Below are 24492 nucleotides of genomic sequence, written 5' to 3'. Positions count from 1 at the left end.
TAGGCGATAGGTATTGAAAGTGCAATTGATAGTGTATACTCACTGTTTTGCAATAGACAAAACCAAATTTGTGTTACTGAAGTCATTTTAAGCATAAAAGCTTTTATATTAAAGTCAATATATTAAAGTCACGTTATTGTGGAGCGTTGTTAATGAGAAATAATATCGACGGACATTTTTTATTAATTGGTTTAATGGCCTACCCTATTCGCCATAGTTTATCCCCGCAAATGCAAAATACGATTTATTCAAAATTGAATGTTCCTTATGTTTATTTAGCATTTGAAGTTGATCAAGAAAAACTTGCTGATGCAATTAAAGGACTTAGAGCATTAGGTTTGCGTGGCAGTGCGGTATCAATGCCCAATAAGCAGCTTGTCTGCCAGTACCTTGATAAGTTAACGCCGGCCGTTGAATTAAGTGGCGCGTGTAATACGATTTCCAATGATAATGGTGTGTTAACTGGCTATAACACAGACGGAATGGGTTACATGCGTATGCTTAAAGAAGCCAATATTGATGTGATAGGCAAAAAAATAACCATTCTTGGAGCGGGCGGTGCGGCAACCGCCATTGTTGTACAAGCGGCACTTGATGGAGTAAAAGCAATCACCATCTTTAATCAAAAAGATGAATGCTATACAAAGATAGAAGCCATTGCGAAAAAATTGAATCAAACGAGTCAATGCCATGTGCGTGTTATCGATCTCGCCGATAAAGATCAATTACGCAAAGAGATTGCAGATAGTGTTGTGCTTTGTAATGCAACAGGTGTTGGGATGAAGCCGTTAGAGGGGCAAAGCTTAATTACTGATGCCACGATGTTAAGACCTGATCTTATTGTTACCGACTGCATTTACAGCCCACGAAAAACCAAGCTATTAGAAATGGCTGAGCAACAAGGTTGCCGAACATTAAACGGTATTGGCATGATGCTATGGCAAGGTGCTGCTCAAATAAAAATTTGGACGGGTGAAGATGCACCGATTGAATATGTGAAAGAACAAATGGGTTTTAATGATTAATGAATAATCTAAGTTTTTAACGATTTTATTCATGATGGATAGTCAGTGATAAATATTGTTAAGCGTTATAAAATCACCATCTATTAATGCAATTGCTAGCTAATGGAATATGAAATGAAAACAATTACCATAAAAGAACTTGAGATCGGTTTGGGTGCACCTAAAATTATTGTACCTATTGTGGGTAAGACTCAAGCAGAATTAATTGATGAAGTTAAGTTTTTACAATCTATTGATTTTGACGTTTTAGAGTGGCGTGTTGATCACTTTACTCAAGTTGACAATATCAATGCCGTAAAACAAGCAGCTAAAAGCATAGCCGATTTACTGCCCAATAAACCGATTTTATTTACGTTTAGAACCGCAAATGAAGGGGGGGTTAAACCTTGGCCACTCGCATCTTATATTCAGTTGAATAAAGAAATGGCGTGTAGTGGGCTTATTGATCTTATTGATGTTGAGCTATTTATTGGTGATGATGATGTAAAAGATATTATTGCCGTTGCACACAAAAATCAGGTATTTGTTGTCGCATCAAACCATGATTTTGAAAAAACACCATCCAAAAGTGATATTATCTACCGATTAAGGAAAATGCAGGAACTGGGTGCTGACATTCCTAAAATTGCCGTCATGCCACAAACAACAGATGATGTATTAACACTACTTGCAGCAACCACCGAAATGAACCAACAACATGCAACCACCCCCATTATTACCATGTCTATGGCTGGGCTGGGTGTGGTGAGCCGTATTGCAGGTGCGACATTTGGCTCAGCAATGACCTTTGGCGCTGCCAAACATGCTTCGGCACCGGGTCAATTAGACGCCAAACAATTACGCTCTATTTTAGATACCTTGTACCAAAGCCATAGCTAATTTAACATCAATCCGTTAATAATGAATTGGCGTGCCAATGTAGAGCGGTGATGAAGTGTTTGCGCTTCATTATCAAAATCTTCATTTACAACCACATAGCGAATTTTACTCCCCCAAATTGTTATGTGGTTGTACAAAATTTAAGTTTTAGATATGTATAATAAAAATAAATTTAGCTCGCTTGATATCAATTATTTTTTTAATTCAGATCAACGCAATACCATTAAAGATTTTGCCTATGCCGATATTCTAGGAACAGCAGATATTTGTGGTTATCAAATTATGTTTTTTTATCTTGCCGATAATATTGAAGTTTTATTAATTGATGAAGTGATAGATAATATATTGTTACTTGATAAAGCCAATCAAATTTTGAATTTCTTGGGCTTTGAGTTTAAATTAGGCTCCCCGTTTATTTTAACCGATACCTTTAATCATAATTATATTCTTAAAGATCATCTTTATGAAGATCATATGCGTTACTACTATAAAGTCGATGAACAATTAATTGTCCTTGGCATTAATTATGAAGGCATTTTGCTATCCTTTGAATTAATCAATAATAAAAGCATTATTGACAATAGGTTGGCATTTTCTTGCTAGCTAGTTGTGGACGTATACCTATCCCAAACAGGTTATGTACAATAAGCAACTTTAAGCAACTTTATTACAGCTAATTGATTACACAATTTGGTAATAAAATTAATCATCACTTCTAACCGGCAAATGCACAATTACAAAATGCGGTGATTATGGCATACCGTCATATTCCCAATAAAAATCACTCGCTAATTTATCAAAAGCGGGGGTGCCATCAGCAGGTTTTATACAAGCCAGCTTTTCATCTATGGATTGTCTAACTTTATCCCAATCATATTGATTTAATAATAAAATTTTATATCGTTTTGGCTGTTGAATTCTGCCCTTATTTAAATTGAGTATTCCTTCTGGAGTTGCGACAATGATTGAGTAAATATCAGAATTATCCTCGCCAGTAATACCGATATTCATCTCTAATAAATAAAAAACTGCATTATCTTCTGGCTGCCACAGCCAAGGATCACCGATATCTGGAGACCAGTAATATTTCACTTCAAATTTTTGTTGTTTAATTTTCATTTATAGCCCGCATCAAAATAAACATTATAAGGCGCTCACTGTAATTATAATATCGAGAACGCCTCAATTATCATTGCTTAAATCTTATTTTTTTACCAATATGGTAAAGCTATCGATCGTATTAACCTTAATATTTAGCTACTTAGGTATTCCATTAAACCAATGATAAAAATCAAGACACAATGAATTATTGACAATCTATTGAATTGCAATGTTAGATACATCTTATCTTCGTAATCAATAACATTATTTTCGTAAAGTAGAAAAGCATATGTTGATACCAAAGATAAATATAAAAATAGACAAAAATACAAACTTATTTACAGGATCGAGTTTGTATTAATTTTAAATTTTGTTTTAATTCTATGACATCTTTTAGTTTTTCGGCATCCATAGGTAAGCTTCGAATTAATAAATTTGCATTTTTCTTTAATAAATTCAGTAAAGATGTGTATTCTATTTCACCACTATATACGACTTCTTTTTTATCAAACCGATTATCTATAAATTTGATTTTACAAATTTTATTAATACAAAAAACTTCAAAATAAAAAGGTCCATCCATAAAGTAAAAATGAGTTATGTTATTTTGCTGAATTTTACAAGCTTCTTTTAACCACCAATTTAATATAACTACGGTAAAATCATCCCATTGTTCATCAGGAAAGAAAATGTTCCCGATCTGAAAATATATTTTTGAGAATATTTGCGTTGATATTTTACTTTTTGATACGCGAATAGAATCAGGGGGGATAATTAAATTAATCATTAACAATATCCTTTAGGATAAACCGTTGCAATTGTTTTGACATTGGCCATCATTATCGTATGGCGAAGCATTTGATGTATATCTACATGCTCGCATTTTTACTCAATATTATAATAACCCATATTAAAAATATTCATACTGTTATGGTGCTAGATTCAATATTTTTTCCAAAAATTGTTTTATAAAAATTTGTTTTATAAAAAAGCACACTTTATTTAAATCAATTCACGCAAATATTATGTTTTGTCATAAATTATTTATGATTTGGATATTTACTTTAGAATCTATTTGTAAAAATTATTCAGGATTCTATACCATTTAACCTAACCAAAGCCGATAGCCACTTCAATTTTTCTGTGAGCCAATCAGATCCTCGCCAAAAAATTGGGTATAGCGTTTAAATAATAGGTAGCGAATCATGCTTTAGTTAATTCCATGCTGTAACACTAATCACTTAAAATCCGCACTGTAATATTTAGTTTCATTGGCTAGTAGGTATAATATCCCTTTAGGAAATTGACGACAAAATAAGGAATTTTGGGTGAATGACAAACTAAATACTTATCAATATGCTTAATGTATTAGTCCGCACATCATAATGATAGACTTGTAGCAAAAAGATTAATGCCATTATTTTTCGTCGCGTTACAAATAAAAAATCAAATAAAATCAATGTCCTTTCTGACTAATTTTTATCATGCTCAGCTAATCTTTCTTTATGATACATCCTAGCCCTTGTCCCTGATATCATGTACTAAGCTGGGTGTGCTTGAGCAGGATTTATGTTAACAATAAAGTGCTTTGATATTCTCAAATAACCCCGTTGATTTAGGCTCAGGTTTTAGCCAAGTATAGTAATCTGATACGCTAACTTCTAAGTGACGGCAGACTAGCAATAATGGGTATGGTAACAAATGTTGCTTTATATATTGGTACTTCACCAATTTGTGCGCTAAATTTTTTGGCCACAATGTCCTCCTATGATTGTTAGTTATATCATAAAGGTGACATAGGTTCATTTTTTGGCGAGGATCTCATTTTGTTAAAATGAATTCTGATAAGTCGTTAGCGTCTGTTAGATTAAGTTTAAACTGCTACCTAATCTGGTAATTACAGTTTTGACTGTCGCCTATTTATGAGTAATAAATAATAAATTCTATGTTATTCTACACGGTATTTATTGTTTAAAGAGAAAAATAAAAAAACAATGAACGCGATAAAGCGATGTTTGGAATTTATTCTATTTCCTCCTATAAAAGTAAATAAAGCACTCCTTACCCAGCGATTACATCATAAAACCGTGTTGATTACTGGTGCTACTTTTGGTATCGGTAGCGCTTTGTTATCAGATAGCAGACATTGATTGTAGACTCATTTTAGTCGCGCGCACAACAGAAAAACTAGAAACGATAAAGCAACAGATAACCAGTCAAAAAGCAACGGTGCACGTTTTTTCTGTCAATTTATCCGATGAGCAACAGCTTAACGAGTTTATAAAAATATTATCTCAATTTACAATTGATATTTTTATTAATAATGCTGGTAAATCTATCTGTCGTCCAATTATGCAATCATTAGACAGATACCATGATTTTCAAAGAACAATGCAATTAAATTATTTTGCTCCAGTGAAACTTTGCTTAGCATTAATTCCTGAATTACAAAAAAATAAAGGGCAAATTATTAACGTATCAGCAATTAATGTATTATTAGCGCCAACCCCCTACTGGGCAGCTTATCAAGCTTCTAAAGCCGCTTTTGATCAATGGCTGAATTGTGCCAGTAGTGAGCTTGCTATCAACAAGATCACCGTTTCCAGCACCTATTTGCCGTTGGTTAAGACTAGAATGATAGCACCAACTAAAGCATATCAACAAGCGCCAGCAATGCGCGCTGAACAGGCGGCAATGCGTATTAATAACTTATTGATTAACCGTAAGACATATTATAAGCCTTGGTGGAGTATATGGGCGCAACTAACTTCCGTTTTATTATATCCATTATGGTTAAAAATAACACAGTATTATTTACGGAATAAAAAATGATTAAGACTTTAAAAATACTCTATCAATGTAACTTATTAACCTTTAGAGGAATTTGGTATTTAATTTGTGCAATAAAAGTTGTCGGCATCAATTTAATGACGTTGCTTTATATAAGCAAACGGTTCTACCCACAAAAAATTGCGTTTCAAGATGAAAAAGATAATATTAATTTTTGTACCCTATATAAACAATCACAACATTTAGCTGATCAACTAGCTACTTTTTATGGTGTTAAAGCTAAACAGAAGATTGCAGTGATGGCTTATAACCACATTTATTTAGCACACACTCTCTTTGCTTTATCTGTATTGGGCGCAGATATCTATTTATTAAATGCACAGATGTCTGCGACACAATTTAAAAAACTAGACGAAGCGTATTCATTTGACTTAATTATTCATGATCCAGAGATTAAATTTTTACAGAAAGAAAATAACCTATTAACTTATCACGACAATTTTCCTTCTATTCAACGATTAATAAATGGTCGTTTAATGAAAACAACACAAAAAAGAAAAGTGTGTCATTTTCCCAAAATCATTGTATTAACCAGTGGCACAACAGGCAATTTTAAAATAGCGGGGCGCAGCACAAAAGCTAAAGGGTTTATCATTCCTTTTACTGCTTTATTTACAAAATTAAAACTTAATCAGTATTCAAGCATTTATATCGCAACACCAATTTACCATGGGTTTGGTATTGCTACATTTTGCATAGCTGTACTGCTCGGCTCTACTATTTTTTTACATAAAAAATTTACAACACAAGAAGCTAGTCAGTTATTAGATAAACATAAAATAGAGGTTATTACTTTAGTTCCGTTAATGCTAGGTCGTTTACTTAAGTATGATCACACCAAGTTACTAAGTTTGAAATGTATTATTAGTGGTGGTTCACCTTTAGCAGAAACGCTTGTTCAAGAAACACAAAATAAATTGGGGCCAATGCTATTTAATTTATATGGTACATCTGAGGCCGGTATATGTACAATTGCCACACCTGAAGATTTAGAAAAACAACCCAGTTGTATTGGCCGCCCAATTAACGGATTACATATAAAATTAATGCAAGATGGGCAGGAAATAGTTAAAGGAATAGGCGAATTATGGATTAAGTGCGCATGGTCGATACAAGCTAACAAATGGATCTCAACAGGTGATTTAGCGTATAAAGATCAACATGGATATTTTTATTTACAAGGTCGAAAAGATGACATGATTGTATCAGCAGGAGAAAATGCATATCCTTATGATCTTGAACAACAGTTACTAGAGCATCCAGCAATTGAAGAAGCCACAGTCATACCCATCAACGATGATGAATTTGGACAACGATTTGTTGCTTTTATTATATTAGGAAAAAACCAAGTTTTATCTAACGAAGCATTGTTTACTTGGCTGCGTAGTAAAGTGGCTCGTTATCAAATGCCGAAAAAAGTCATTGAGCTAAATGAAATGCCTATAACGGCTATCGGTAAGGTTGATAAGAGGCAATTACATACTCTATTATACAATGAAGATATTGGAACATTTTATTAGAAGTAATGATGGTTTAGTTTATTATACAAATAATCATTATTAAATTAGGATGATAACTAAACATTGATAATATCTCGTGGGTGAAAATAGTTCCAACTTCATTTAGTTTAAAATTACCTAAATTAAAATTATAAACAAGGAGATGATTTTTCTTATTAGGATCTTTGGGATCTGTAATAGAGCATGCTTTGGTTAAATCTATGCTTTAACACTAACCGATTAAAATCCGCACTGCAATATTGGTTTCCCCAGTCACTAGGTAACTAAACTAACCATTATTATCTGTCTAAAATTGATTTATTGTTCCAAGTTTACTTGATCATCATAGCATGAGGGAATTTCGCTATCTAAAGCAGGCAAGTATTTATCATTCACAATATTATATGCTTGTTTTCTATAAGGGTATTTAGCAATTATGTTTTTAATGTCGTTATATAAGTCTTCTTTTTTAAACCACACATTACCACATTGACCACAACCAAAAAATGGGGGGACATCTTCAATATAAGAAACAATACCTGCACATGTTTCTTTAGGGCACTTTAATCCATTTACAACAGCAGTTTGTTTATCCTCCTGCTTATTTAATAGCATCGAATTAATGTCATAACTCATTGAGCAATAATGGCATTTTATCATAATGAATTTCATATTCTTTTGGCGAGAAACCGAGATAAAATGGTCTTGCTCTTCTGATGTTATAAATTGTTTTTTACAATGATTACATAATAACTTCATACAAACCCTTTTATTTTTATCATGAAGAATTTGCTACTTTTTTCTACACTATTTTAGCGATAGTTACGATTATACATAAAACTAATAATAACTAGGACACATGCTAACAAAAGTCGTTATAAATATATTCTTTTGGCATTATTATCAACAAAGAATTGCCTTAGCTTATCGGAAATAACGACATGTTTTTGAGATTCCTAATATCTTGCCATATAAAAGTTTTCTTTGATATTTTTTTAAAGACAATTCTATGAAACTTCTTTGATTTATTAGGCAAATAATTTAATATTGGTTCACTATCAGGCTTATGCCTATATATGATAATGAATGAAGAATATTTAAGACGTTATAGTCTGAATTGCTCTGACCATTGATAATGACATTGGCATCAAGGCATTTAACCTCTTTTAAAAAACCTTTATAACCTAACAGCAGATTTGCAAGCTTAACTGAAATAAAATCCGACCCACCACTAAAACAAAAATCATAATTTGAAATCTGATCTGATTCAGCTTCGAAACCATAGCTATTAGGATAATCAAATATTTTTAATTCATATATCATATAAAAATACTTTGGATGGAATGATATTTTTGTTCAAAACAATTTTTCTGTTTTTAACGTTGCAAGAGGTCGCCTGCACTGTCTAGCTGATGTTTTTCGATAAGGTGGTCGTAGAAATAGCGGTAACGCTAGCTGTAGTTGGCACTTTGTTTGCTTTGGATGCAGTTAGGTTTGTTGCGACATTTCATTGTGAAATTCACCAGTAAACCTGATGCTATAAATCACGATCCTACACATATCTAATTATTGAGCCAGCTTCTATCATTTTATTTTTTAATAATATTTAATTTCGTATCGACCCATTACATCAAAAATAGGATCATAAATACTCTACACTATTCAAGAATAGCCCTACGCTTTAGGCTTTAGGCTTTAGGCTAACTAAAACAGATCCAGTAGTAGATAACATGTAACACTTTTTTACAATTTCATTTGCCATTTTTTTGCGAGGATCATATCTGCTGTGTTTTTATGCTAACTAACCCGCCGAGGTTGTCGTACTGGTAGATGCGCTCTGTCAGGATGTGAGTAGGATGGGATGCTAACCTCGCAGGGGAGTGTTTGTGTTGCCAGCAGCTGTTATAGTAGTATTTGAATTCGATGCTCAACCATCCTTAGGGGCATAATACTTCGTGGTGCAGACTGGCGCATTTATTTTCGAATTTATGCTATTTTCTTATATAGACATCCTGATATTGCAGTACTTTTTCTTTGTATAAAGAAGTGCTTATATAAGAGGTTAAATAACTTTGATTTAATTTACTATATCCATCTTCATTTAATTGGTCTGTTTGCCAATCACAAACTGGACATATTTCAAAAATCGAATCTTCATAATCCTTGAAAACAAGGTATCGACATGAGATACAAGCAACACCAGTAATTTCACTATCTGGATGATCAATTATTTTTATATCATTACCGGTAATGTCTTTTATTTTGTTTTCTAAGTATTTATTTCTAATTAACGATGATAATTTATAACTATCTAAAATATCATTGTTGTAAATCTGTTTCTTAGAAAGAGCCATAGATTGCTCATCAAGTATTCCATTTTCATATAAAAAATTTGTTCTAGCATCCAATTTTAAAGTAAATAAAGAGTGGTAATTTAAAAAGTTAATGACTTCACTATGAAAGAATTCTATACACATTATTTTTCTCGCGCTAAATCAATTGCCTCTTGGAATGGGCTTTTGCTTCTTCCACCGTCTTTATAATAAGTCCTATTCGGAGCGGTTACATTAAATCATACAACTTTTTTAAGGGTTTACGCAAAGCGCTTAAAAAAGCGCCGCATAGAAAACGATATTTTAAAGCAAGCCGCACTGATAATGGGGTGAAAATGACTATCCTAAACGCAAACCGACATCATTATAGCCCGACAAAACGATGTCAATATTTCGTATTATCAAGATATTATGCTTATTACCAATGTAAATTGAATAAACAAAAATCAGTAAGACTTTATGCAGATAAAGTAGTGACGCTATTTAACCGAAGCTATCATTGTTATGGTACAAGGCGAATTGGTTTTGATTTGCAAAAAGAGAACATTTGGGTATCACGCTGTTACATTGTTCGGCTGATGAAATTTTTATTGCTCGTATCAAAATACGTCGTTAAACGTTATTGTAATTATCGCCTTAATTTTTGTTTGAAATGTGTTGCCATTCCAATTTTCTACTTTTTTGCTGTACTATTTTAGGGGGATAGCTACCATTTGAGAGATAGTTACAACGTCAATTGAGTAAAAAATTCGGCATCATAGACAATATTTAGACAGATAAACGGGATAGCATTACAATATTTTTAGGTAATATAATCCTGCTATAGAAGATTTATCTTGCTAGAATGGATTGAGTTGCTGAGTGATCTGAATCTTAATTAGTATGCTAAACTGCAAAAAACGAGCTTAGTTTTAGCATCGACACGATGATTATGATTACAACAATTTATTTAGACGTAAGCAAAAATATAAGGAGTATTCACTTATGATAGTCTTATCAGCCAAAGAAGTTGAAGTTATGTCAAATAAAGGGAGCCAAGAAAGATACATTTATTCCATAAAAAAAATTGTTGATAACGAAGTAGCTTGGGTCTTAGACGATGACGGGTTTGCCTTAACCGGTAGAAATGATAACAATAATGAAGTTCTTATATTATGGCCTGCTCGTGAATATGCTGCAAATTGTGCTTTAGGTGGCTGGAAGAATTATAAACCCAAGGCATTATCGCTTGATTATATAATGAATAAATTATTGCCTGATTTATCAGCCAAAGGAACTCAAGTTGGTATTTTCTCCATTCCTACGCTATCAAGCACTCCTATTGTTAATGCTGAGAGCTTATTAATTGATTTAGAAAACGAATGTAGTAATTATATTTAAAACTAACCCCGAATGAAGTAATCCAAACTTGTAATCGGACAAAAGCAAAGACAATTTCTAACTGAGTAATTCATTGTATATAACTTGTGATATCAAATTAGAAGAGTGCTTATTATTGGTGAAATAACCTATGGAAAAATTTCTCGAATTACTAACTAAAAAAGGGGTAAAACACGTTGTTCAAGATAATAAAGTTATCATTAATGATAATTTGCGTTTAAGAAACAAAGAAATTAGTGTCTTGCCAGACAATTTACTTATCCATGGTGATTTAAATTTAAGTAAAACAAAAATGCAAATACTACCAAAAAATATGGCTATTCATGGTAGTTTGAATTTAACAGACTCCGAAATCCAAGCCTTACCGAATGATTTTACAATTAGTGGGGATTTAAATTTATCGATCACTAAAATTAAAGTCTTACCGGATAATTTATCTGTGGGTGGTAATTTGTATTTAGAATTTACAGACATCAAAGCGCTACCTGAAAATCTGGCTATTGGTGGTGATTTGAATTTAGCTCACACAGATATTCAATCATTACCTGAAAACTTATCAATTAGTGGTAATTTAGATCTTACCTATTCAATGATTAAAGCATTACCAGATAACTTATCAGTTGGCGGCAATTTAGATCTTACCTATTCAATGATTCAGACATTACCGGATAACTTATCGGTTGGTGGCAATTTAAATCTAGCAAATACAGATATCGAAACATTACCCAAAAACTTATCGGTTGGCGGTGACATATATTTAATAAATAGCCAAATTAATAGATTGTCTGAAAATTTATCGGTTGGCGGTGATTTAGACTTAGCAAATACCAATATTCAATTATTAGGCGAAAACTTAACTGTTGGGGGAGATCTTGATCTAAGAAATACCCATATCAAACAATTACCTCAAAAAATTTCTGTTAACGGTTATCTAAATTTAAGAAATACCAGAATAAAAACATTACCAGAAAATTTATCGGTAGGAGGATATTTAAGTGTTGCTAATACAGACATTCAAGTATTGCCTAAAAATTTATTTATTGGTGGTCGCTTGAATATAGAGTCAACCAAAATCAAATTATTACCTGAAAATTTATCCGTTGCTTGTGGTATATATTTAGATGTAGATAAAGTACAGAATATAGTTTATCGCAAAAGCAACCAAGGCAACTTAACAACCATTTTTGCTTGTTGGGCTAATGGGGGATTTGCTATTCAAGCAAATGGCTTTTTTGGCACAGTTGATGGCTTTTATAAAATGATTGATGAAAATTTTTCTATAGAAAATGCGATAAAATACAAAAAAATAGCTCAGGAATGTGTAGAGGAGCTAGCCCAAAAGCTTAACAAGCCGTCGCCGAGATAAGTAAGATGGATTAAAAGCACAAATCTATCTAGCTGAAGTAATATCGCATCTTAATATGATAAGTAGGCAATTAAGATGCCTAATTTTACGCCAAGGTGGTCTGTTAAGATAGATCCATTTTGATATTAAACAACACATTGGTAATATTAAAAAAACTTGCTAACATACAAACAATGGATCTTGTGATGTGGCAAGAATGGAATATTTTTATAAGATCATAGTTGAAGTTGATACTGTGATATTAAATTGGCTGGTAAGGTTGATAGTTCTATGAATATAAATACAAGGTGGTTAACTTTTGTATTAGTTGATAATAATGAATCATTCCAAGAAATACAGGCTAAGATAGCATCAGCATTTCAATGTAAATTATCCTGTAAAGATGAAAAAGGTCGTTATATTGCCAGAGCTGAATTGGCCAATTTTAGCATAGCCGTTATAGACAAAATTGATATGCTTAGTGAATTATTGTGTGATGAGCATTATACGCTTGAAATAACAATAATATCTGATGAATATTTTAATTCTGAATTTGAAAGTTATATCAAACAAATTCTAACTAATCATTTTATACAGTGGAAATGTTCAGTTTGGTCTCCTGTCGAAGTTACTCCACAGATTTAAAGTAAACTTTATCTTTAGCACCTAACAAATTAGCATACCAATACATGATGTTGATCCTCGCCCTAAAATCGGCAAATGTCACCTTTATAATATAACGAATATGCTATAACGAACAATCATAAGCGAACACATTATGGCACAAAAAATTGAGTACAAAGTTCAAACAGCAGACGGTGAATTATGCTTTATCTAATGCCCATATTTCATTAGCTAAAATCGTTAATCATTTAGGTATTGGTAAATCAACGCTGGATAAATGGGTTAAGTAACTTAATCCTAACCAGTAACCATGAGCTAACTAATGAGCCACCAAAAATTATCGCGCTAAAAACAGAAAACAAAGCACTAAAAATAGCCAATGAAATGCTAAAAAAGCGCATGTGTACTTCATCAACCGCCCAAGACGGTGAAGCACCAATATATGAAGCAACCGTTGTCATCGTATCTGGCACTGCTGGTCTGTCGTCAGTTGAAAGTAAGTGTATCTGGTATGCACAAGAGCTTTATTTGTGTTCTTCGGGTTTAAATAAAGAAGTCAAAGAAATTGATGATAAAAAAGGATAAACCAATGAAAATTATTAAACGAGTTGTTAGATTATTTGCATTGAAAAATACATAACAAACCTATTCATATGATGAGGTCATCTTAAACGGTATTGAGATAACCGATACGGTATGCCCATTCAAATCAAGTTCTAGCACAATAAAAATCAGTCAGAAAACCCATTGATTTTATTAATTTTTTTATTTAAAAAAATAATAACATTAATCCTTTTATTGCAAGCTGTATCTTATGGTTTACTGATTAATACATTAAGTATATTGATCAGTATTTAGTTTGTACCACGCTCCAAAATACCTTATTTTGTCGTCCATTTCTCAAAGGAAAGCGACGACCTAGTGGCCCCAAAAACCAATATTGCAACGCTAATTTTAAGCGATTAGTGTTACAGATTAGTGTTACAGTATGGACTTAGCCAAAGTCTGAAGCAAACGGGCAATTGTTGAAATAATGCCATTGCTGAAAGTTTTTCCATCCGTTAACACCCATGATTCATGATGATAACAAAACAAGGAAGAAGCCAATAAAGCCTATTCGCCTATATCAAAACCGATTATAAGTAGGTTTGCCGACACGGAGTTAATAACTGGGTATCGCCTAAGCAATATGAAAAGTCGTATGACCTAAATAACACTTTTATAGCAGTGAGTTTTGTCTAATACTTTGGCAAGGATAACTTGATTCACAAAATACGTTTTATGTTGGCAATTTACAAGGTGTCGGTCGAATTTATCCATAAACTTTTTAATCTGACAGACACAAAATAAAAACTAGTAGCTGTCAGATTAGGTTTGAGCTAACACAGGCAGATTACGTCAGAACTAACAAATCTAATTAACAAAAAGCAATATTTCTGCTTGAAATATTACTTTTTTATTTATTATTAACCTAAAAGCAATGCATCGTCAGTCACTTTTTCACCGCGTGTTTTTTCAAACATATCTAATAAATCGGTTACGGTTAATTTTGCGCGTTGTTCACCTGATACATCAAGTACAACTTGACCTTGATGCAACATGACTGTTCGATTTCCATATTCCAATGCTTGTTTCATTGAGTGGGTTACCATCATCGTCGTTAAATGGTTTTTTGAAACAATTTTATCAGTCAGATCTAAAACAAACTGTGCTGTTTTAGGATCAAGTGCTGCGGTATGTTCATCAAGCAATAATATTTTAGAGGGTTTTAATGTTGACATTAACAAACTAATAGCTTGTCTTTGACCACCAGAAAGTAAGCCCATCATATCCGATAATCGATTTTCAAGCCCTAAATTTAAAGTCGCCAGTTTTTCTTTAAATATTGATCTGATATTGTTATTAAGTGCTGAAGCGAGAGTAAAACGATGACCTCGATTGTAAGCAATAGCCAGATTTTCTTCGATGGTTAAGTTTTCACAAGTTCCAACCATAGGATCTTGGAATACTCGTGCCACCATGCTAGCCCGCTTCCATGCTGGCCAGTGGCTTACATTTTGTTCATTGATAACAACACTACCTGAGTCAGCAAATAGATCTCCGCTAATGACATTGAGCAACGAGCTTTTTCCTGCACCATTACTACCAATTATGGTAACAAATTCGCCTTCACTAATTTTTAGGTTTAATCCTCGTAGCACATAATTTTCAATTGGTGTACCTTGATTAAAAGTTAATTGTAATTGTTCAACTTTAATCATGCTTATTTCCCTCTTCTTTTAGCGTGTTTTTTTAGTTGTTTTGGTACCACAAGAGCTAGCACAACCAATATTGCGGTAATCAGATTTAGATCCTCTGTTCCAACGCCGATTGTTTGTAGGAATTCATTGCTTAATGCAAAAGCAATAAATAAGCGATACAAAATAGAGCCTAAAATAACTGAAAGCATAACAAGCCAGATACGTTTTGTTGGAAAGATGCTTTCACCCAGGATAATTGAAGCAAGCCCGATGACAATTGTTCCAACACCAATGGTAATATCTGCGCCACCTTGAGTTTGTATAAATAACGATCCACCAAGTGCAATTAAGCCATTTGATATTGCCATACCGAGGATGGTTATTCCTCCAGTTGGTATGCCTTGGGATTTTGCCATTCGTTGATTGGTTCCCGTTGCTCTTAATGCTAATCCTATCTGGGTCTTCAAAAATAAATTGAGTAATGCCCAACACACAATGACAAATCCCAGCACCAAAAGCGGTTGTATAATATATTGATTACTGTAATCATCAGCAATAAATGGTGAAAATATGGTTTTGGCATCCAGTAAAGAAAGGTTAGGTGAACCCGCCATTCTTGGTGTTTCATCCATAATATAAGGTGCAAGACCTAATATTCTTAAATTAATAGAATAAAGTCCTATCATTACAATAATGCTCGAAAGTAATTGTAGAATATTGAGCTTAACGTACAGTATGCCTGTCATTGCGCCAGCAAGGCAACCAGCAAGCATGCCGAATAACGTCGCAATCCAAGGATCGATACCGATATAAATACATAATCCACAAATTGCGCCCCCAAGAGGGAAGCTGGCATCAGCTGTCAAATCAGGGAAGTCAAGTAAACGAAATGAGATAAATACACCTAAACTCACTAAGGCATAAATAAGCCCAATTCCAATTGAGCCTAATAAAAATTCAAAAGACATGAAAAAATCCATTCAAGTTAACCGCCAAAATGGCGGCATAGTTATAAAAGAGCAATATTATTTTTCGATAATTTTTGCCGCTGATTTCAATATATCATCAGATAACGTAACACCTTGGCGTTCAGCCGCCTTTTTATTTATCGTTAGTTGAGTAACATTGCCCACTTGTGATGGGATATCACCCGGTTTTTCACCATTCAGTATGCGGATAACAATTTTACCTGCCTGACGACCAAGATCATAATAACTCATTCCCAAAGCCGCAATCGCCCCACGTTCTGCTGATTCTGGGTTTGATGCTAAAAGAGGTATCTTGCTTTCGTTTGCTATTTTTACTAGCGCTTCATAGGCAGAAACCACATTGTTATCAGTCGTGGTATAAAACATATCAACTTTACCTTTTAAACTTCTTGCGGCTGTTGATATATCCGAAGTACGTTGAGCTGGGGCAGCTATTATTTTCATACCTCGTTTTTCTAACTCAACTTGTAATTGTTTTAGTATAATTGTTGAATTTATTTCACTTGGGCTATAAACATAACCAATATTTTTAGTATCAGGTTTAATTTTTAGCATCATGTCAATTTGAGCATCTAATGATAACGCATCAGACACCCCAGTTACGTTGGTTTTTGATGCATTCCAACTTGGAATTAATTTTGCTGCTACAGGATCGGTAACGGCAGTGAAAACAATTGGAATTTGTTTGGTTGTCGCAACTAAAGCTTGTGAACTTGGTGTCGCAATGCCAACAATAACATCAGGTTTGTTAGCTACAAATTGTTTAGCGATTTGCGCTGCATTAGCGCTACTACCTTGTGCACTTGCAAAGTGTAATTTTAAATTTTCGCCAGCAATATAACCGCTATCTTTTAGTTCATCCTCAACACCTCGACGAACATTATCTAATGCTGGATGTTCAACAATTGCGGTAATAGCCACAAATTTTTGCTCAGATTTAGGATCTGCTGAAGAGTTAAATACTGCCAATGATAAGCTAAGTAGCATAAAAAATTTTATAATAGAATTACGCATATGGCACTCCTGTAATATTTTATTTACAACTAAGATAAATTCCAAGCTACTATAAAGCAAATTTAGATAATTTTCTAGAGTTAAAAAATAGCTGTGAATGTAAACATTTTTTTACATTAAATGTTGATTGATGAAACTAAAGTACACTTTGTTGTGTGGATAAAATTTTGTTATTTTATTAGCCCAAGGCTGTCGGTAATATTATTGACCTTAAATTAATTATGTATAACCTAGCTCTTTGCCCACCGAAATGAGCAAAGTTTTGTTGGTTACAATAGATTGGAATTAATTATTAGTCTATGACTTTGTAAGCGGATTGGATAACTTCAGGAGACAATGTTACACCTTGTTTTTTAGCAGCACCAATATTGATGGCAAGACGTAATGATTGTCCTATTTCTGGAGCAATGTTACCTGCTTTTTCACCCTGTAAGATTCGAACAACAAGTTTGCCTGATTGGCGTCCCACATCATAGTAACTCATGCCATATGCGGCAACAGCGCCTCGTTCAATTGCATCAGGGAAAGAGGCTAACAGCGGGATTTTATTTTCATTAGCAAATTTTACTAATGACTCATAAGCTGAAACAACATTGTTATCGGTTGTTGTGTAGATTAAATCAACTTTTCCTTTTAATGTATTGACGGCAGTTGAGATATCAGCGGTTCGCTGAGCAGGTACCGCAACTAATTTGATATTTTGTTGCGATAAAAGTGCTTGTAGGTTTTTTAATACCACAGTTGAGTTAATTTCACTTGGGCTATAAATGTATCCTACCGATTTAACATTGGGTACGATTTTTTTTATAAAGTCGATTTGTGGCCCTATTTCTTGATAATCTGAAACGCCAGTGATGTTTGTACCTGTAGGTTGCCAGTTTTTAATTAACTTGGCTGCAATTGGATCTGTAATACCGGCAAAAACCACCGGGATCTGTCTGGTGGCAGCCGCAGTTGCTTGAGCACTCGGTGTGGCAATTGCGACAATAACATCAGGTTTTGCTGCGACAAATTGTCTGGCAATTTGTGCAGCAGTTGCGCTGCTGCCTTGTGCACTTTTGTATTGAACCGTTAAATTTTCGTTTAACTTATAGCCATTGTCTGTTAATTCATCTTTAACACCATCACGGATTTGGTCTAAAGATGGATGTTCTACAATCGCGGTAATAGCGACATTTTTTATTGTATCTGCAAAACTAAAAAAAGGGGTAACTAAAAGAATTATTAGCGATAACAAAAAGCGTTTCATAATAAGAACTCACAAACTAGTACAATGGTGCCAGTTTAACTTTATCAAGCTAAAAAGTGAAGTTGTATTTTATTAATAAATGAGCTTATCAACGATAATATTGTAACAATAAACCATTCACCCAGCCGTTTTGCCGCTATTTTTATATTCATTAAGAAATCTTAATTTTTAGTTTTTTGTGTATTAATCTTGCTTTTGAGCAAATATAAACGGATTAACGCCACTTTTAGCAAAACCTTCTTCTTCTGTTTTTATATCTAAAATCAATGAGGCAATATCATCAGCGATGACTTCAATATGGGGATCTTTATCTTGATCAAATATTTTTAAATAACTATGGCAAGTGTCACAACACTCCGTTTTAGTTGCTGCAAGTTCCTGTTCTAGTGACAGATATTGTATATCCTTCATATTATCGCAACAGGTGCACTTAATTCTAGGCACGTACCATTCACTTTCACATAAACTACAATGTAAATAGCGTAAACCACTGTGGCTACCTAATTGAATAACACTGGCTGAGGGCATGCTTTTGCAAACTGGGCACAACCAAAGTTTGTCTATATTTTCTGCGATGGCTTTGCCTTTGATTTGACTGGCCAGTTGGCAGTAGTAAACCGATAAAGCTGACCAAATAAAAATTGTTTCATCGCCATTAACTTGATCAAATTCACCTGTAAGTAAATGTATTGCTTTATTTTGCAACGCTTGAGAGCTATTTTTTTTTAGTTGCTCGATGACTAAAGTAATTTGCTCTGTTGTGTTGGCACATGAGTCCAACAATGATGCTAAGTAATCTTGCCACGTATTTGTAAGTGGTAAATTATCTAAACTTAGCGGGGGATGCTCACTATTTAATAAACATGCTACATCAATATCTATTGGTTTTTGCTTGAGTAAATCGGCTTGTTGTTCAACAATTTTTGCACAAAAGTTTAAATAATCGCTAATTGGGCTATTGTTTGCAAGGCTTTTCAAACGCTCAACTCGATGCGTATAAAGTGTTTTAGGTGATGGATATAAAAGTAATGGAATTTGCCGAATAACGGAGCTACTTGCTTGTTGTTCAAGTTGATCTTGAGGAATGATTTTTATATTCATTATAAATGCTCATTGATTGTGATTTTCGATTGTCACTGGTTTTTTGCTTTTAAAATAATACCGCTGATAGTAACTATCAGCGGTAAATACAATTAGAGATAGAGAGTGTTATCATGCTGGTTTATGTTTAACATCCGCTGATTCTACTTCAGACTTTGCTTTTGTATTGAGTTCATTTTGATAAATTTTATCCATTTCTTCTTCATACCAAGCCGAATGATTTTTGCGAGCCCAAGCTCGTGATACATAGCCTGTTATCATTCCTTTAATAGATCCTTTAACCCAAATTGCCATATAAGCATGACCAATAGCAAGTAAAATTAAGCCAATAGCAGCAAGCGAGTGAAAGAATATCGCAATACGCACAACTGGTATTGGAAAATAATCAGAAAAGTATCGTCGCCACATGATCATTCCAGTTACAAACAAGACCAAAATTAAGCTCATAATGCACCAGAATAAAAATTTCTGACCGACATTATATTTACCAATGGGAATACCTTCTTCTTTACCCATAATCACTTTTTTAAAGTTTTTTATCCATAACAGATCTTGTTTATTTGGAATATTATGATGAGCAAGTTTTAAAAACATAAACATCAGCAGTACAAAGACAATACAACCAATAATGGGATGTAATGCTCTGACTAACTGTGGAGTGCCGAGCACCAACCCAAATAATTTAATGGATGGGAAAAACAAGGATAGCCCCGATAGTGCCGTTAAAATGAAAAGGCAAACCATGCACCAATGACAGAAGCGAACAAGAAGAGGGGTTCTTAATATCATGTTTTGCTTATTCATGATGATTCTCCTGTTGTGACAATGGGGAACTATGTTTACGCCGAAAAATGGGTAAACCTAGGCGTTTTCGAGCTTGGTTATCGGCTTCTTTTTCTTGTTCAATGTCTTGTTCATCTACCTCAATTGCGCCTACTCCCATATAATGGAATAGTAAGCCGCCAAATGTTGCAATAAATGCTGCCGCCGATAGCGGTTTCCAAATACCTTTCCAGAATTTAACCACTTCGCTAATTTGCGGATCTTTAGGTAAGCCATGATAAAGTTCAGGTTGATCTGCATGGTGTAAAACATACATAACGTGAGTGCCGCCTACGCCTTGTGGATCATAAAGCCCAGCCTGTGCAAATCCTCGTTTTTTCAAGTCTATAATTCGATTCTCTGCATGGCGAATCATATCTTGTTTTGTACCAAAATGAATGGCGCCAGTTGGGCATGTTTTTACACAAGCAGGTTCTTGCCCAACTGCCACACGGTCTACGCATAAAGTACATTTATATGAATGATTATCTTCTTTACTAATTCGGGGAATATTAAATGGGCAACCTGCGACACAATAACCACAACCTATACAATGTTCAGATTGAAAATCCACAATACCATTAGCATATTGAATAATAGCACCTTCTGATGGGCAAGCTTTTAAGCACCCAGGATCAGAACAGTGCATACAGCCATCTTTGCGAATAAGCCATTCAAATTTGCCGTTAACTTCAACTTCTGAATATCGCATGACAGTCCATGCTTTGGGCTCTAAATCTGCAGGATTGTCATAAACACCAACGGTATTACCAACTTCAGCTCGAAGATCGTTCCATTCGCTACAAGCTACTTGGCAAGCTTTACAGCCAATGCACGTTGTCACATCAATTAATTTAGCTACTTCTTGTTGATAATCGCGAGCCCGTGGCGCTGGAGTTAATGTATTGGTTGCAGAGCGGCGAATAATATCTTGAGTTTGTAATGACATAATATAGTTTTCCTCCCTTATGCCGCTGTGGTGACTTTTTCGATATTGACTAAAAATGATTTATATTCTGGTGTTTGTGAATTCGCATCACCTAAATGTGGTGTTAATTCATTAACCAAAAATCCTTTCTTTGTCTGACCAGTGAATCCCCAAACAATTGGAATTCCAATGGTTTCGATTTGTTTACCATCAACAGTTAATGTCGGAAGTCGTTTAGTGACAACGGCTTTCGCTTTGATATAACCTCGGTATGACGTCACTTTTACGGTATCACCTACCTTTATGCCTTTTTTATTTGCAAGATTTTCACTTAGTTCAACAAATTGCTCAGGCTGAGTAATTGAAGCCAGCCTTGCATGTTGCGTCCAAAAATGAAAATGCTCAGTAATGCTGTACGTCGTGCCCACGTAAGGGAATTGGCTAGCCTTTCCTAAGCGTTCCAAATCTTCTTTAAATGCACGTGCTACAGGGCTACTTACTTGATTTGGATGTAATGGATTATTAGTAATAGGTGTTTCAAACGGTTCATAATGTTCTGGGAATGGACCATCGACTAATCGGTTTAAGCAAAACAATCCACCTAAACCATCGTTATTCATAATAAAGGCGCCTGCCCCTGTATTTGGTGATAATGTTGCAGTAAAATCAGGCACATCATTACCAACCCAGCTTGAGCCGTTCCATTTTACTAAAACTCGTTTAGGATCCCACGGCTGACCGTTTTCATCTGCTGAAGCGCGATTATAAAGTACGCGTCGATTCATCGGCCATGACCAAGCCCAACCTGCATGAATGCCTTTACCTGATGGATCACTTGGATCGCGTCGTGCCATTTGGTTGCCTTGCTCAGTCCAAGATCCACAGAATATCCAAATGCCTGATGAGGTTGTACCATCTGCTTTTAATTGTGAAAAGCCACTGAGTAGCTGTCCTTTTTTAAGAATCACATTGCCATTGGCATCAGTGATATCAGCCAGCGCACGCCCATTGTAATCTTTGGCTAATTCTTCAGCCGCTGGCCCTTGAGGATCTTCATAGTCCCAAACTAAGTTATCAATTGGATCGTGATAGGCACCCCCTTCTTGAGCATATAGTTCTTTGATTCTTAAAAAGATACGAGCAATAATTTCAGGATCATATAAAGATTCATAAGGCGGGCGAGCTGCTGCCCAATGCCACTGTAGCCAGCGAGAAGAGTTCACTATTGTTCCGTTTTCCTCAGCAAAACAGTTTGACGGCAATCTAAAGACTTCTGTTTGAATTTTACTAGAGTCAACATCATTGGATTCACCATGGTTTTTCCAAAACTCAGCCGTTTCTGTTGGCATTGGGTCAATGTTAACTAAAAATTTTAAATTAGATAAGCCGTCACGGATGCTATTTTTATCTGGGAGTGCAGCAAGAGGATTAAAACCTTGGCAGATAAAGCCATTAGCCTGACCATCACGCATCATTTTACTGAATCTTAAGATATCATAGGTTTTATCCCATTTGGGTAACCAATCAAATCCCCAATCATTATCTATAGTCGCTTTATCACCATACATCGACTTCATAAAACTGACAAAGAATTTTGGGTAATTTCCCCAAAAGTTCACTTCACTTGGACCAAGTGGTTTTGGTGTTTTTTCTTCCAAATACTGAGTAAGTGAAACTTGAGAATCTTTTGGCAAATCAAGATAGGCTGGTAAACGATTGGATAACAAGCCGACATCGGTTAATCCTTGAATATTTGAATGCCCGCGTAGCGCATTAATTCCCCCCCCCATGACACCTATATTGCCTAAGATTAGTTGGATCATCGCCGCTGTGCGGATGATTTGTGTGCCATAAGTATGTTGAGTCCAACCTAATGCATATAAAAAGGTTGCGGCTCTATCATGGGTTTTTGTGCTAGCGAGTGAACGGCAAACATGTAAAAACCCATCAATTGGGCTACCAGTGACCTTATTTACCATTTCAGGGGTATAACGGCTAACATGCTGTTTTAATAGATTCCAAACGCAACGAGGGTGGCTTAGTGTTTTATCCCGAAGGGCATAACCATTTTCATCTTTTTGATATGCCCAACTGCTTTGATCATATTGGCGGTTAGTTGCATCATAGCCACTAAATAAACCGCTATTTGCGTCAAAATTAAAATCTTCACGCACAATTAAGCTAGCATTACTGTGTGTGACTAAATAGTCGAAATTAACTTCATTATTAGTAATAAGATAATTAATAATACCGAGCAAAAATGCAATGTCAGAGCCCGCACGAATGGGAACATAATGATCTGCAACCGAAGCGGTTCGATGAAAACGCGGATCAATTGCAATTAATTCTGCACCATTATTAATTTTTGCCTCTATTGCCCATTTAAAACCAACAGGATGAGCTTCTGCCGCATTTCCTCCCATCACGATAACAACGTTAGCATTTTTGATATCATTCCAGTTGTTGGTCATAGCGCCACGACCAAAGGTGGCAGCTAAACTTGATACAGAAGGACCATGACAAACCCTAGCTTGGGTTTCAAGGCTTAACATACCTAAAGCGCGAGCAACTTTAAATGCTAACCAACCCGTTTCGTTACTAGCCGCTGATGTAACAAGCCAACCAGTGGTTGTCCAGCGATTTACTGTGGTGCCATTTTTATTTTTTTCAATAAAGTTTTTATCTCGGTCTTCTTTCATTAAACGAGCGATGCGGTCAATGGCTTCATCCCAACTAATGCGTTGCCATTTATCTGAGCCTGGGGCTCGATATTCTGGGTATTTAACACGTTGTTCGCTTTTTATAAAATCAAGTACACCTGCCCCTTTCGGACAAAGTGATCCTCGGCTGACAGGATGATCGGGATCGCCCTCTACGTGAAAAATAGATGATTCAGCATTTTTTGCACCATCTCCACGACTATAAAGTAACATTCCGCATCCAACAGAACAATAGGTACAGTTATTACGGGTTTCTTTTGATTTGAGTAATTTAAATTGGCGAGTTTGTGCGAGCGCCACATTTGGAGCGAGTCCTAATGTGGCGACGGTTGTTCCTGCCATACCACCAGCACAGATCTTAAAGAACTGTCTACGGTTAAATAGCATATGGAC

The 24492-nt window shown here is 34.8% G+C and carries 24 protein-coding genes; 11 read left to right on the top strand and 13 right to left on the bottom strand.

The window, feature by feature from the left end; all coding sequences use genetic code 11:
- Positions 1-152 precede the first annotated feature (152 nt).
- From A9G47_RS01560 to A9G47_RS01550, 3 genes are all read left to right on the top strand, one after another.
- Positions 153-1025 (top strand): shikimate dehydrogenase, encoded by an 873-nt coding sequence (locus A9G47_RS01560; RefSeq protein WP_065567393.1) that lies wholly within the window; start codon positions 153-155, stop codon positions 1023-1025.
- A 114-nt stretch (positions 1026-1139) separates the two neighbouring features.
- Entirely contained in the window at positions 1140-1904 is a 765-nt protein-coding gene (gene aroD, locus A9G47_RS01555) for a type I 3-dehydroquinate dehydratase (protein WP_065642004.1), read from the top strand.
- A gap of 153 nt (positions 1905-2057) precedes the next feature.
- Entirely contained in the window at positions 2058-2507 is a 450-nt protein-coding gene (locus A9G47_RS01550) for a hypothetical protein (protein ID WP_065642003.1), read from the top strand.
- 147 nt (positions 2508-2654) lie between these two features.
- Here the strand turns inward: A9G47_RS01550 and A9G47_RS01545 are convergent, their stop codons facing one another.
- Positions 2655-3023, bottom strand: coding sequence for an Imm8 family immunity protein (locus A9G47_RS01545; protein WP_065642002.1), 369 nt, complete (start codon positions 3021-3023; stop codon positions 2655-2657).
- 316 nt (positions 3024-3339) lie between these two features.
- Entirely contained in the window at positions 3340-3792 is a 453-nt protein-coding gene (locus A9G47_RS01540) for a hypothetical protein (RefSeq protein WP_065642001.1), read from the bottom strand.
- Between the two features lie 1322 nt (positions 3793-5114).
- On the opposite strand from A9G47_RS01540, the gene A9G47_RS01530 reads away from it, so the two are divergent.
- Together A9G47_RS01530 and A9G47_RS01525 are read left to right on the top strand one after the other, a co-directional pair.
- Positions 5115-5837: an SDR family NAD(P)-dependent oxidoreductase gene (locus A9G47_RS01530; RefSeq protein WP_218057402.1), complete on the top strand. Its 723-nt coding sequence runs from the start codon at positions 5115-5117 to the stop codon at positions 5835-5837.
- On the top strand, positions 5834-7375 hold the full coding sequence (locus A9G47_RS01525; RefSeq protein ID WP_065567387.1) for an AMP-binding protein: 1542 nt from the start codon (positions 5834-5836) through the stop codon (positions 7373-7375). Before A9G47_RS01530 ends, A9G47_RS01525 begins: the two co-directional genes overlap by 4 nt.
- A 297-nt stretch (positions 7376-7672) precedes the next feature.
- On the opposite strand, the gene A9G47_RS01520 is transcribed toward A9G47_RS01525, so the two are convergent.
- From A9G47_RS01520 to A9G47_RS01510, 3 genes are all read right to left on the bottom strand, one after another.
- Positions 7673-8113 (bottom strand): hypothetical protein, encoded by a 441-nt coding sequence (locus tag A9G47_RS01520; protein WP_065642000.1) that lies wholly within the window; start codon positions 8111-8113, stop codon positions 7673-7675.
- Between the two features lie 282 nt (positions 8114-8395).
- Entirely contained in the window at positions 8396-8677 is a 282-nt protein-coding gene (locus tag A9G47_RS01515; protein WP_065641999.1) for a hypothetical protein, read from the bottom strand.
- 668 nt (positions 8678-9345) lie between these two features.
- On the bottom strand, positions 9346-9831 hold the full coding sequence (locus tag A9G47_RS01510) for a CPCC family cysteine-rich protein (RefSeq protein WP_065641998.1): 486 nt from the start codon (positions 9829-9831) through the stop codon (positions 9346-9348).
- Between the two features lie 191 nt (positions 9832-10022).
- Between A9G47_RS01510 and A9G47_RS14805 the strand changes: the two genes are divergently transcribed.
- The 6 genes from A9G47_RS14805 to A9G47_RS01490 all read left to right on the top strand — a co-directional run bounded on the left by A9G47_RS14805 (position 10023) and on the right by A9G47_RS01490 (position 13621).
- On the top strand, positions 10023-10385 hold the full coding sequence (locus A9G47_RS14805) for an IS3 family transposase (protein ID WP_141672006.1): 363 nt from the start codon (positions 10023-10025) through the stop codon (positions 10383-10385).
- 286 nt (positions 10386-10671) lie between these two features.
- Positions 10672-11067 carry a DUF2750 domain-containing protein gene (locus A9G47_RS01505; protein ID WP_218057322.1) on the top strand — a complete coding sequence of 132 codons (396 nt, stop codon included), beginning with the start codon at positions 10672-10674 and terminating at the stop codon, positions 11065-11067.
- 130 nt (positions 11068-11197) lie between these two features.
- Complete coding sequence (locus tag A9G47_RS01500) at positions 11198-12433, top strand: hypothetical protein (RefSeq protein ID WP_065641997.1); 1236 nt, start codon at positions 11198-11200, stop codon at positions 12431-12433.
- A gap of 270 nt (positions 12434-12703) precedes the next feature.
- Positions 12704-13057, top strand: a complete 354-nt coding sequence (locus A9G47_RS01495; RefSeq protein WP_065567382.1) for a hypothetical protein — start codon at positions 12704-12706, stop codon at positions 13055-13057.
- 146 nt (positions 13058-13203) lie between these two features.
- Positions 13204-13326 (top strand): helix-turn-helix domain-containing protein, encoded by a 123-nt coding sequence (locus tag A9G47_RS14125; RefSeq protein WP_176700633.1) that lies wholly within the window; start codon positions 13204-13206, stop codon positions 13324-13326.
- Positions 13292-13621, top strand: a complete 330-nt coding sequence (locus A9G47_RS01490) for a hypothetical protein (protein WP_065641996.1) — start codon at positions 13292-13294, stop codon at positions 13619-13621. Before A9G47_RS14125 ends, A9G47_RS01490 begins: the two co-directional genes overlap by 35 nt.
- 881 nt (positions 13622-14502) lie before the next feature.
- Here the strand turns inward: A9G47_RS01490 and A9G47_RS01485 are convergent.
- The 8 genes from A9G47_RS01485 to fdnG all read right to left on the bottom strand — a co-directional run bounded on the left by A9G47_RS01485 (position 14503) and on the right by fdnG (position 24486).
- Entirely contained in the window at positions 14503-15297 is a 795-nt protein-coding gene (locus A9G47_RS01485) for an ABC transporter ATP-binding protein (RefSeq protein ID WP_065567380.1), read from the bottom strand.
- Between the two features lie 2 nt (positions 15298-15299).
- Positions 15300-16244, bottom strand: a complete 945-nt coding sequence (locus A9G47_RS01480; protein ID WP_065567379.1) for an ABC transporter permease — start codon at positions 16242-16244, stop codon at positions 15300-15302.
- A gap of 57 nt (positions 16245-16301) precedes the next feature.
- Complete coding sequence (locus A9G47_RS01475) at positions 16302-17279, bottom strand: ABC transporter substrate-binding protein (RefSeq protein ID WP_065641995.1); 978 nt, start codon at positions 17277-17279, stop codon at positions 16302-16304.
- Between the two features lie 292 nt (positions 17280-17571).
- Positions 17572-18528, bottom strand: a complete 957-nt coding sequence (locus A9G47_RS01470; RefSeq protein WP_065567377.1) for an ABC transporter substrate-binding protein — start codon at positions 18526-18528, stop codon at positions 17572-17574.
- A 183-nt stretch (positions 18529-18711) separates the two neighbouring features.
- A complete protein-coding gene (fdhE, locus tag A9G47_RS01465) occupies positions 18712-19629 on the bottom strand; it encodes a formate dehydrogenase accessory protein FdhE (RefSeq protein ID WP_065641994.1) in 918 nt (305 codons plus the stop codon).
- 111 nt (positions 19630-19740) lie between these two features.
- Positions 19741-20433 carry a formate dehydrogenase subunit gamma gene (locus tag A9G47_RS01460; RefSeq protein ID WP_065567375.1) on the bottom strand — a complete coding sequence of 231 codons (693 nt, stop codon included), beginning with the start codon at positions 20431-20433 and terminating at the stop codon, positions 19741-19743.
- The gene (gene fdxH, locus A9G47_RS01455) at positions 20426-21400 is read right to left on the bottom strand and encodes a formate dehydrogenase subunit beta (protein ID WP_081295828.1); all 975 of its coding nucleotides are present in this window, start codon (positions 21398-21400) and stop codon (positions 20426-20428) included. The genes A9G47_RS01460 and fdxH overlap by 8 nt, the downstream gene beginning before the upstream one ends.
- Positions 21401-21417: 17 nt before the next feature.
- Positions 21418-24486 carry a formate dehydrogenase-N subunit alpha gene (gene fdnG, locus A9G47_RS01450; RefSeq protein ID WP_081301501.1) on the bottom strand — a complete coding sequence of 1023 codons (3069 nt, stop codon included), beginning with the start codon at positions 24484-24486 and terminating at the stop codon, positions 21418-21420.
- Between the last annotated feature and the right edge of the window lie 6 nt (positions 24487-24492).

The sequence above is a fragment of the Gilliamella sp. WF3-4 genome, from assembly GCF_001690275.1.
Classification (GTDB): Bacteria; Pseudomonadota; Gammaproteobacteria; order Enterobacterales; family Orbaceae; genus Gilliamella; species Gilliamella apicola_C.
The sequence above is the reverse complement of the archived record's forward strand: the minus strand, read 5'-3'. Positions and strand labels throughout refer to the sequence as shown.

Excerpts from the sequence above, each read along its gene's own strand:
- A9G47_RS01560 (WP_065567393.1), top strand. The coding sequence starts at position 153 with ATGAGAAATAATATCGACGGACATTTTTTATTAATTGGTTTAATGGCC.
- aroD (WP_065642004.1), top strand. The coding sequence starts at position 1,140 with ATGAAAACAATTACCATAAAAGAACTTGAGATCGGTTTGGGTGCACCT.
- A9G47_RS01550 (WP_065642003.1), top strand. The coding sequence starts at position 2,058 with ATGTATAATAAAAATAAATTTAGCTCGCTTGATATCAATTATTTTTTT.
- A9G47_RS01545 (WP_065642002.1), bottom strand. The coding sequence starts at position 3,023 with ATGAAAATTAAACAACAAAAATTTGAAGTGAAATATTACTGGTCTCCA.
- A9G47_RS01540 (WP_065642001.1), bottom strand. The coding sequence starts at position 3,792 with ATGATTAATTTAATTATCCCCCCTGATTCTATTCGCGTATCAAAAAGT.
- A9G47_RS01525 (WP_065567387.1), top strand. The coding sequence starts at position 5,834 with ATGATTAAGACTTTAAAAATACTCTATCAATGTAACTTATTAACCTTT.
- A9G47_RS01520 (WP_065642000.1), bottom strand. The coding sequence starts at position 8,113 with ATGAAGTTATTATGTAATCATTGTAAAAAACAATTTATAACATCAGAA.
- A9G47_RS01515 (WP_065641999.1), bottom strand. The coding sequence starts at position 8,677 with ATGATATATGAATTAAAAATATTTGATTATCCTAATAGCTATGGTTTC.
- A9G47_RS01510 (WP_065641998.1), bottom strand. The coding sequence starts at position 9,831 with ATGTGTATAGAATTCTTTCATAGTGAAGTCATTAACTTTTTAAATTAC.
- A9G47_RS14805 (WP_141672006.1), top strand. The coding sequence starts at position 10,023 with ATGACTATCCTAAACGCAAACCGACATCATTATAGCCCGACAAAACGA.
- A9G47_RS01505 (WP_218057322.1), top strand. The coding sequence starts at position 10,672 with ATGATAGTCTTATCAGCCAAAGAAGTTGAAGTTATGTCAAATAAAGGG.
- A9G47_RS01500 (WP_065641997.1), top strand. The coding sequence starts at position 11,198 with ATGGAAAAATTTCTCGAATTACTAACTAAAAAAGGGGTAAAACACGTT.
- A9G47_RS01495 (WP_065567382.1), top strand. The coding sequence starts at position 12,704 with ATGAATATAAATACAAGGTGGTTAACTTTTGTATTAGTTGATAATAAT.
- A9G47_RS01485 (WP_065567380.1), bottom strand. The coding sequence starts at position 15,297 with ATGATTAAAGTTGAACAATTACAATTAACTTTTAATCAAGGTACACCA.
- A9G47_RS01480 (WP_065567379.1), bottom strand. The coding sequence starts at position 16,244 with ATGTCTTTTGAATTTTTATTAGGCTCAATTGGAATTGGGCTTATTTAT.
- A9G47_RS01475 (WP_065641995.1), bottom strand. The coding sequence starts at position 17,279 with ATGCGTAATTCTATTATAAAATTTTTTATGCTACTTAGCTTATCATTG.
- A9G47_RS01470 (WP_065567377.1), bottom strand. The coding sequence starts at position 18,528 with ATGAAACGCTTTTTGTTATCGCTAATAATTCTTTTAGTTACCCCTTTT.
- fdhE (WP_065641994.1), bottom strand. The coding sequence starts at position 19,629 with ATGAATATAAAAATCATTCCTCAAGATCAACTTGAACAACAAGCAAGT.
- A9G47_RS01460 (WP_065567375.1), bottom strand. The coding sequence starts at position 20,433 with ATGAATAAGCAAAACATGATATTAAGAACCCCTCTTCTTGTTCGCTTC.
- fdxH (WP_081295828.1), bottom strand. The coding sequence starts at position 21,400 with ATGTCATTACAAACTCAAGATATTATTCGCCGCTCTGCAACCAATACA.
- fdnG (WP_081301501.1), bottom strand. The coding sequence starts at position 24,486 with ATGCTATTTAACCGTAGACAGTTCTTTAAGATCTGTGCTGGTGGTATG.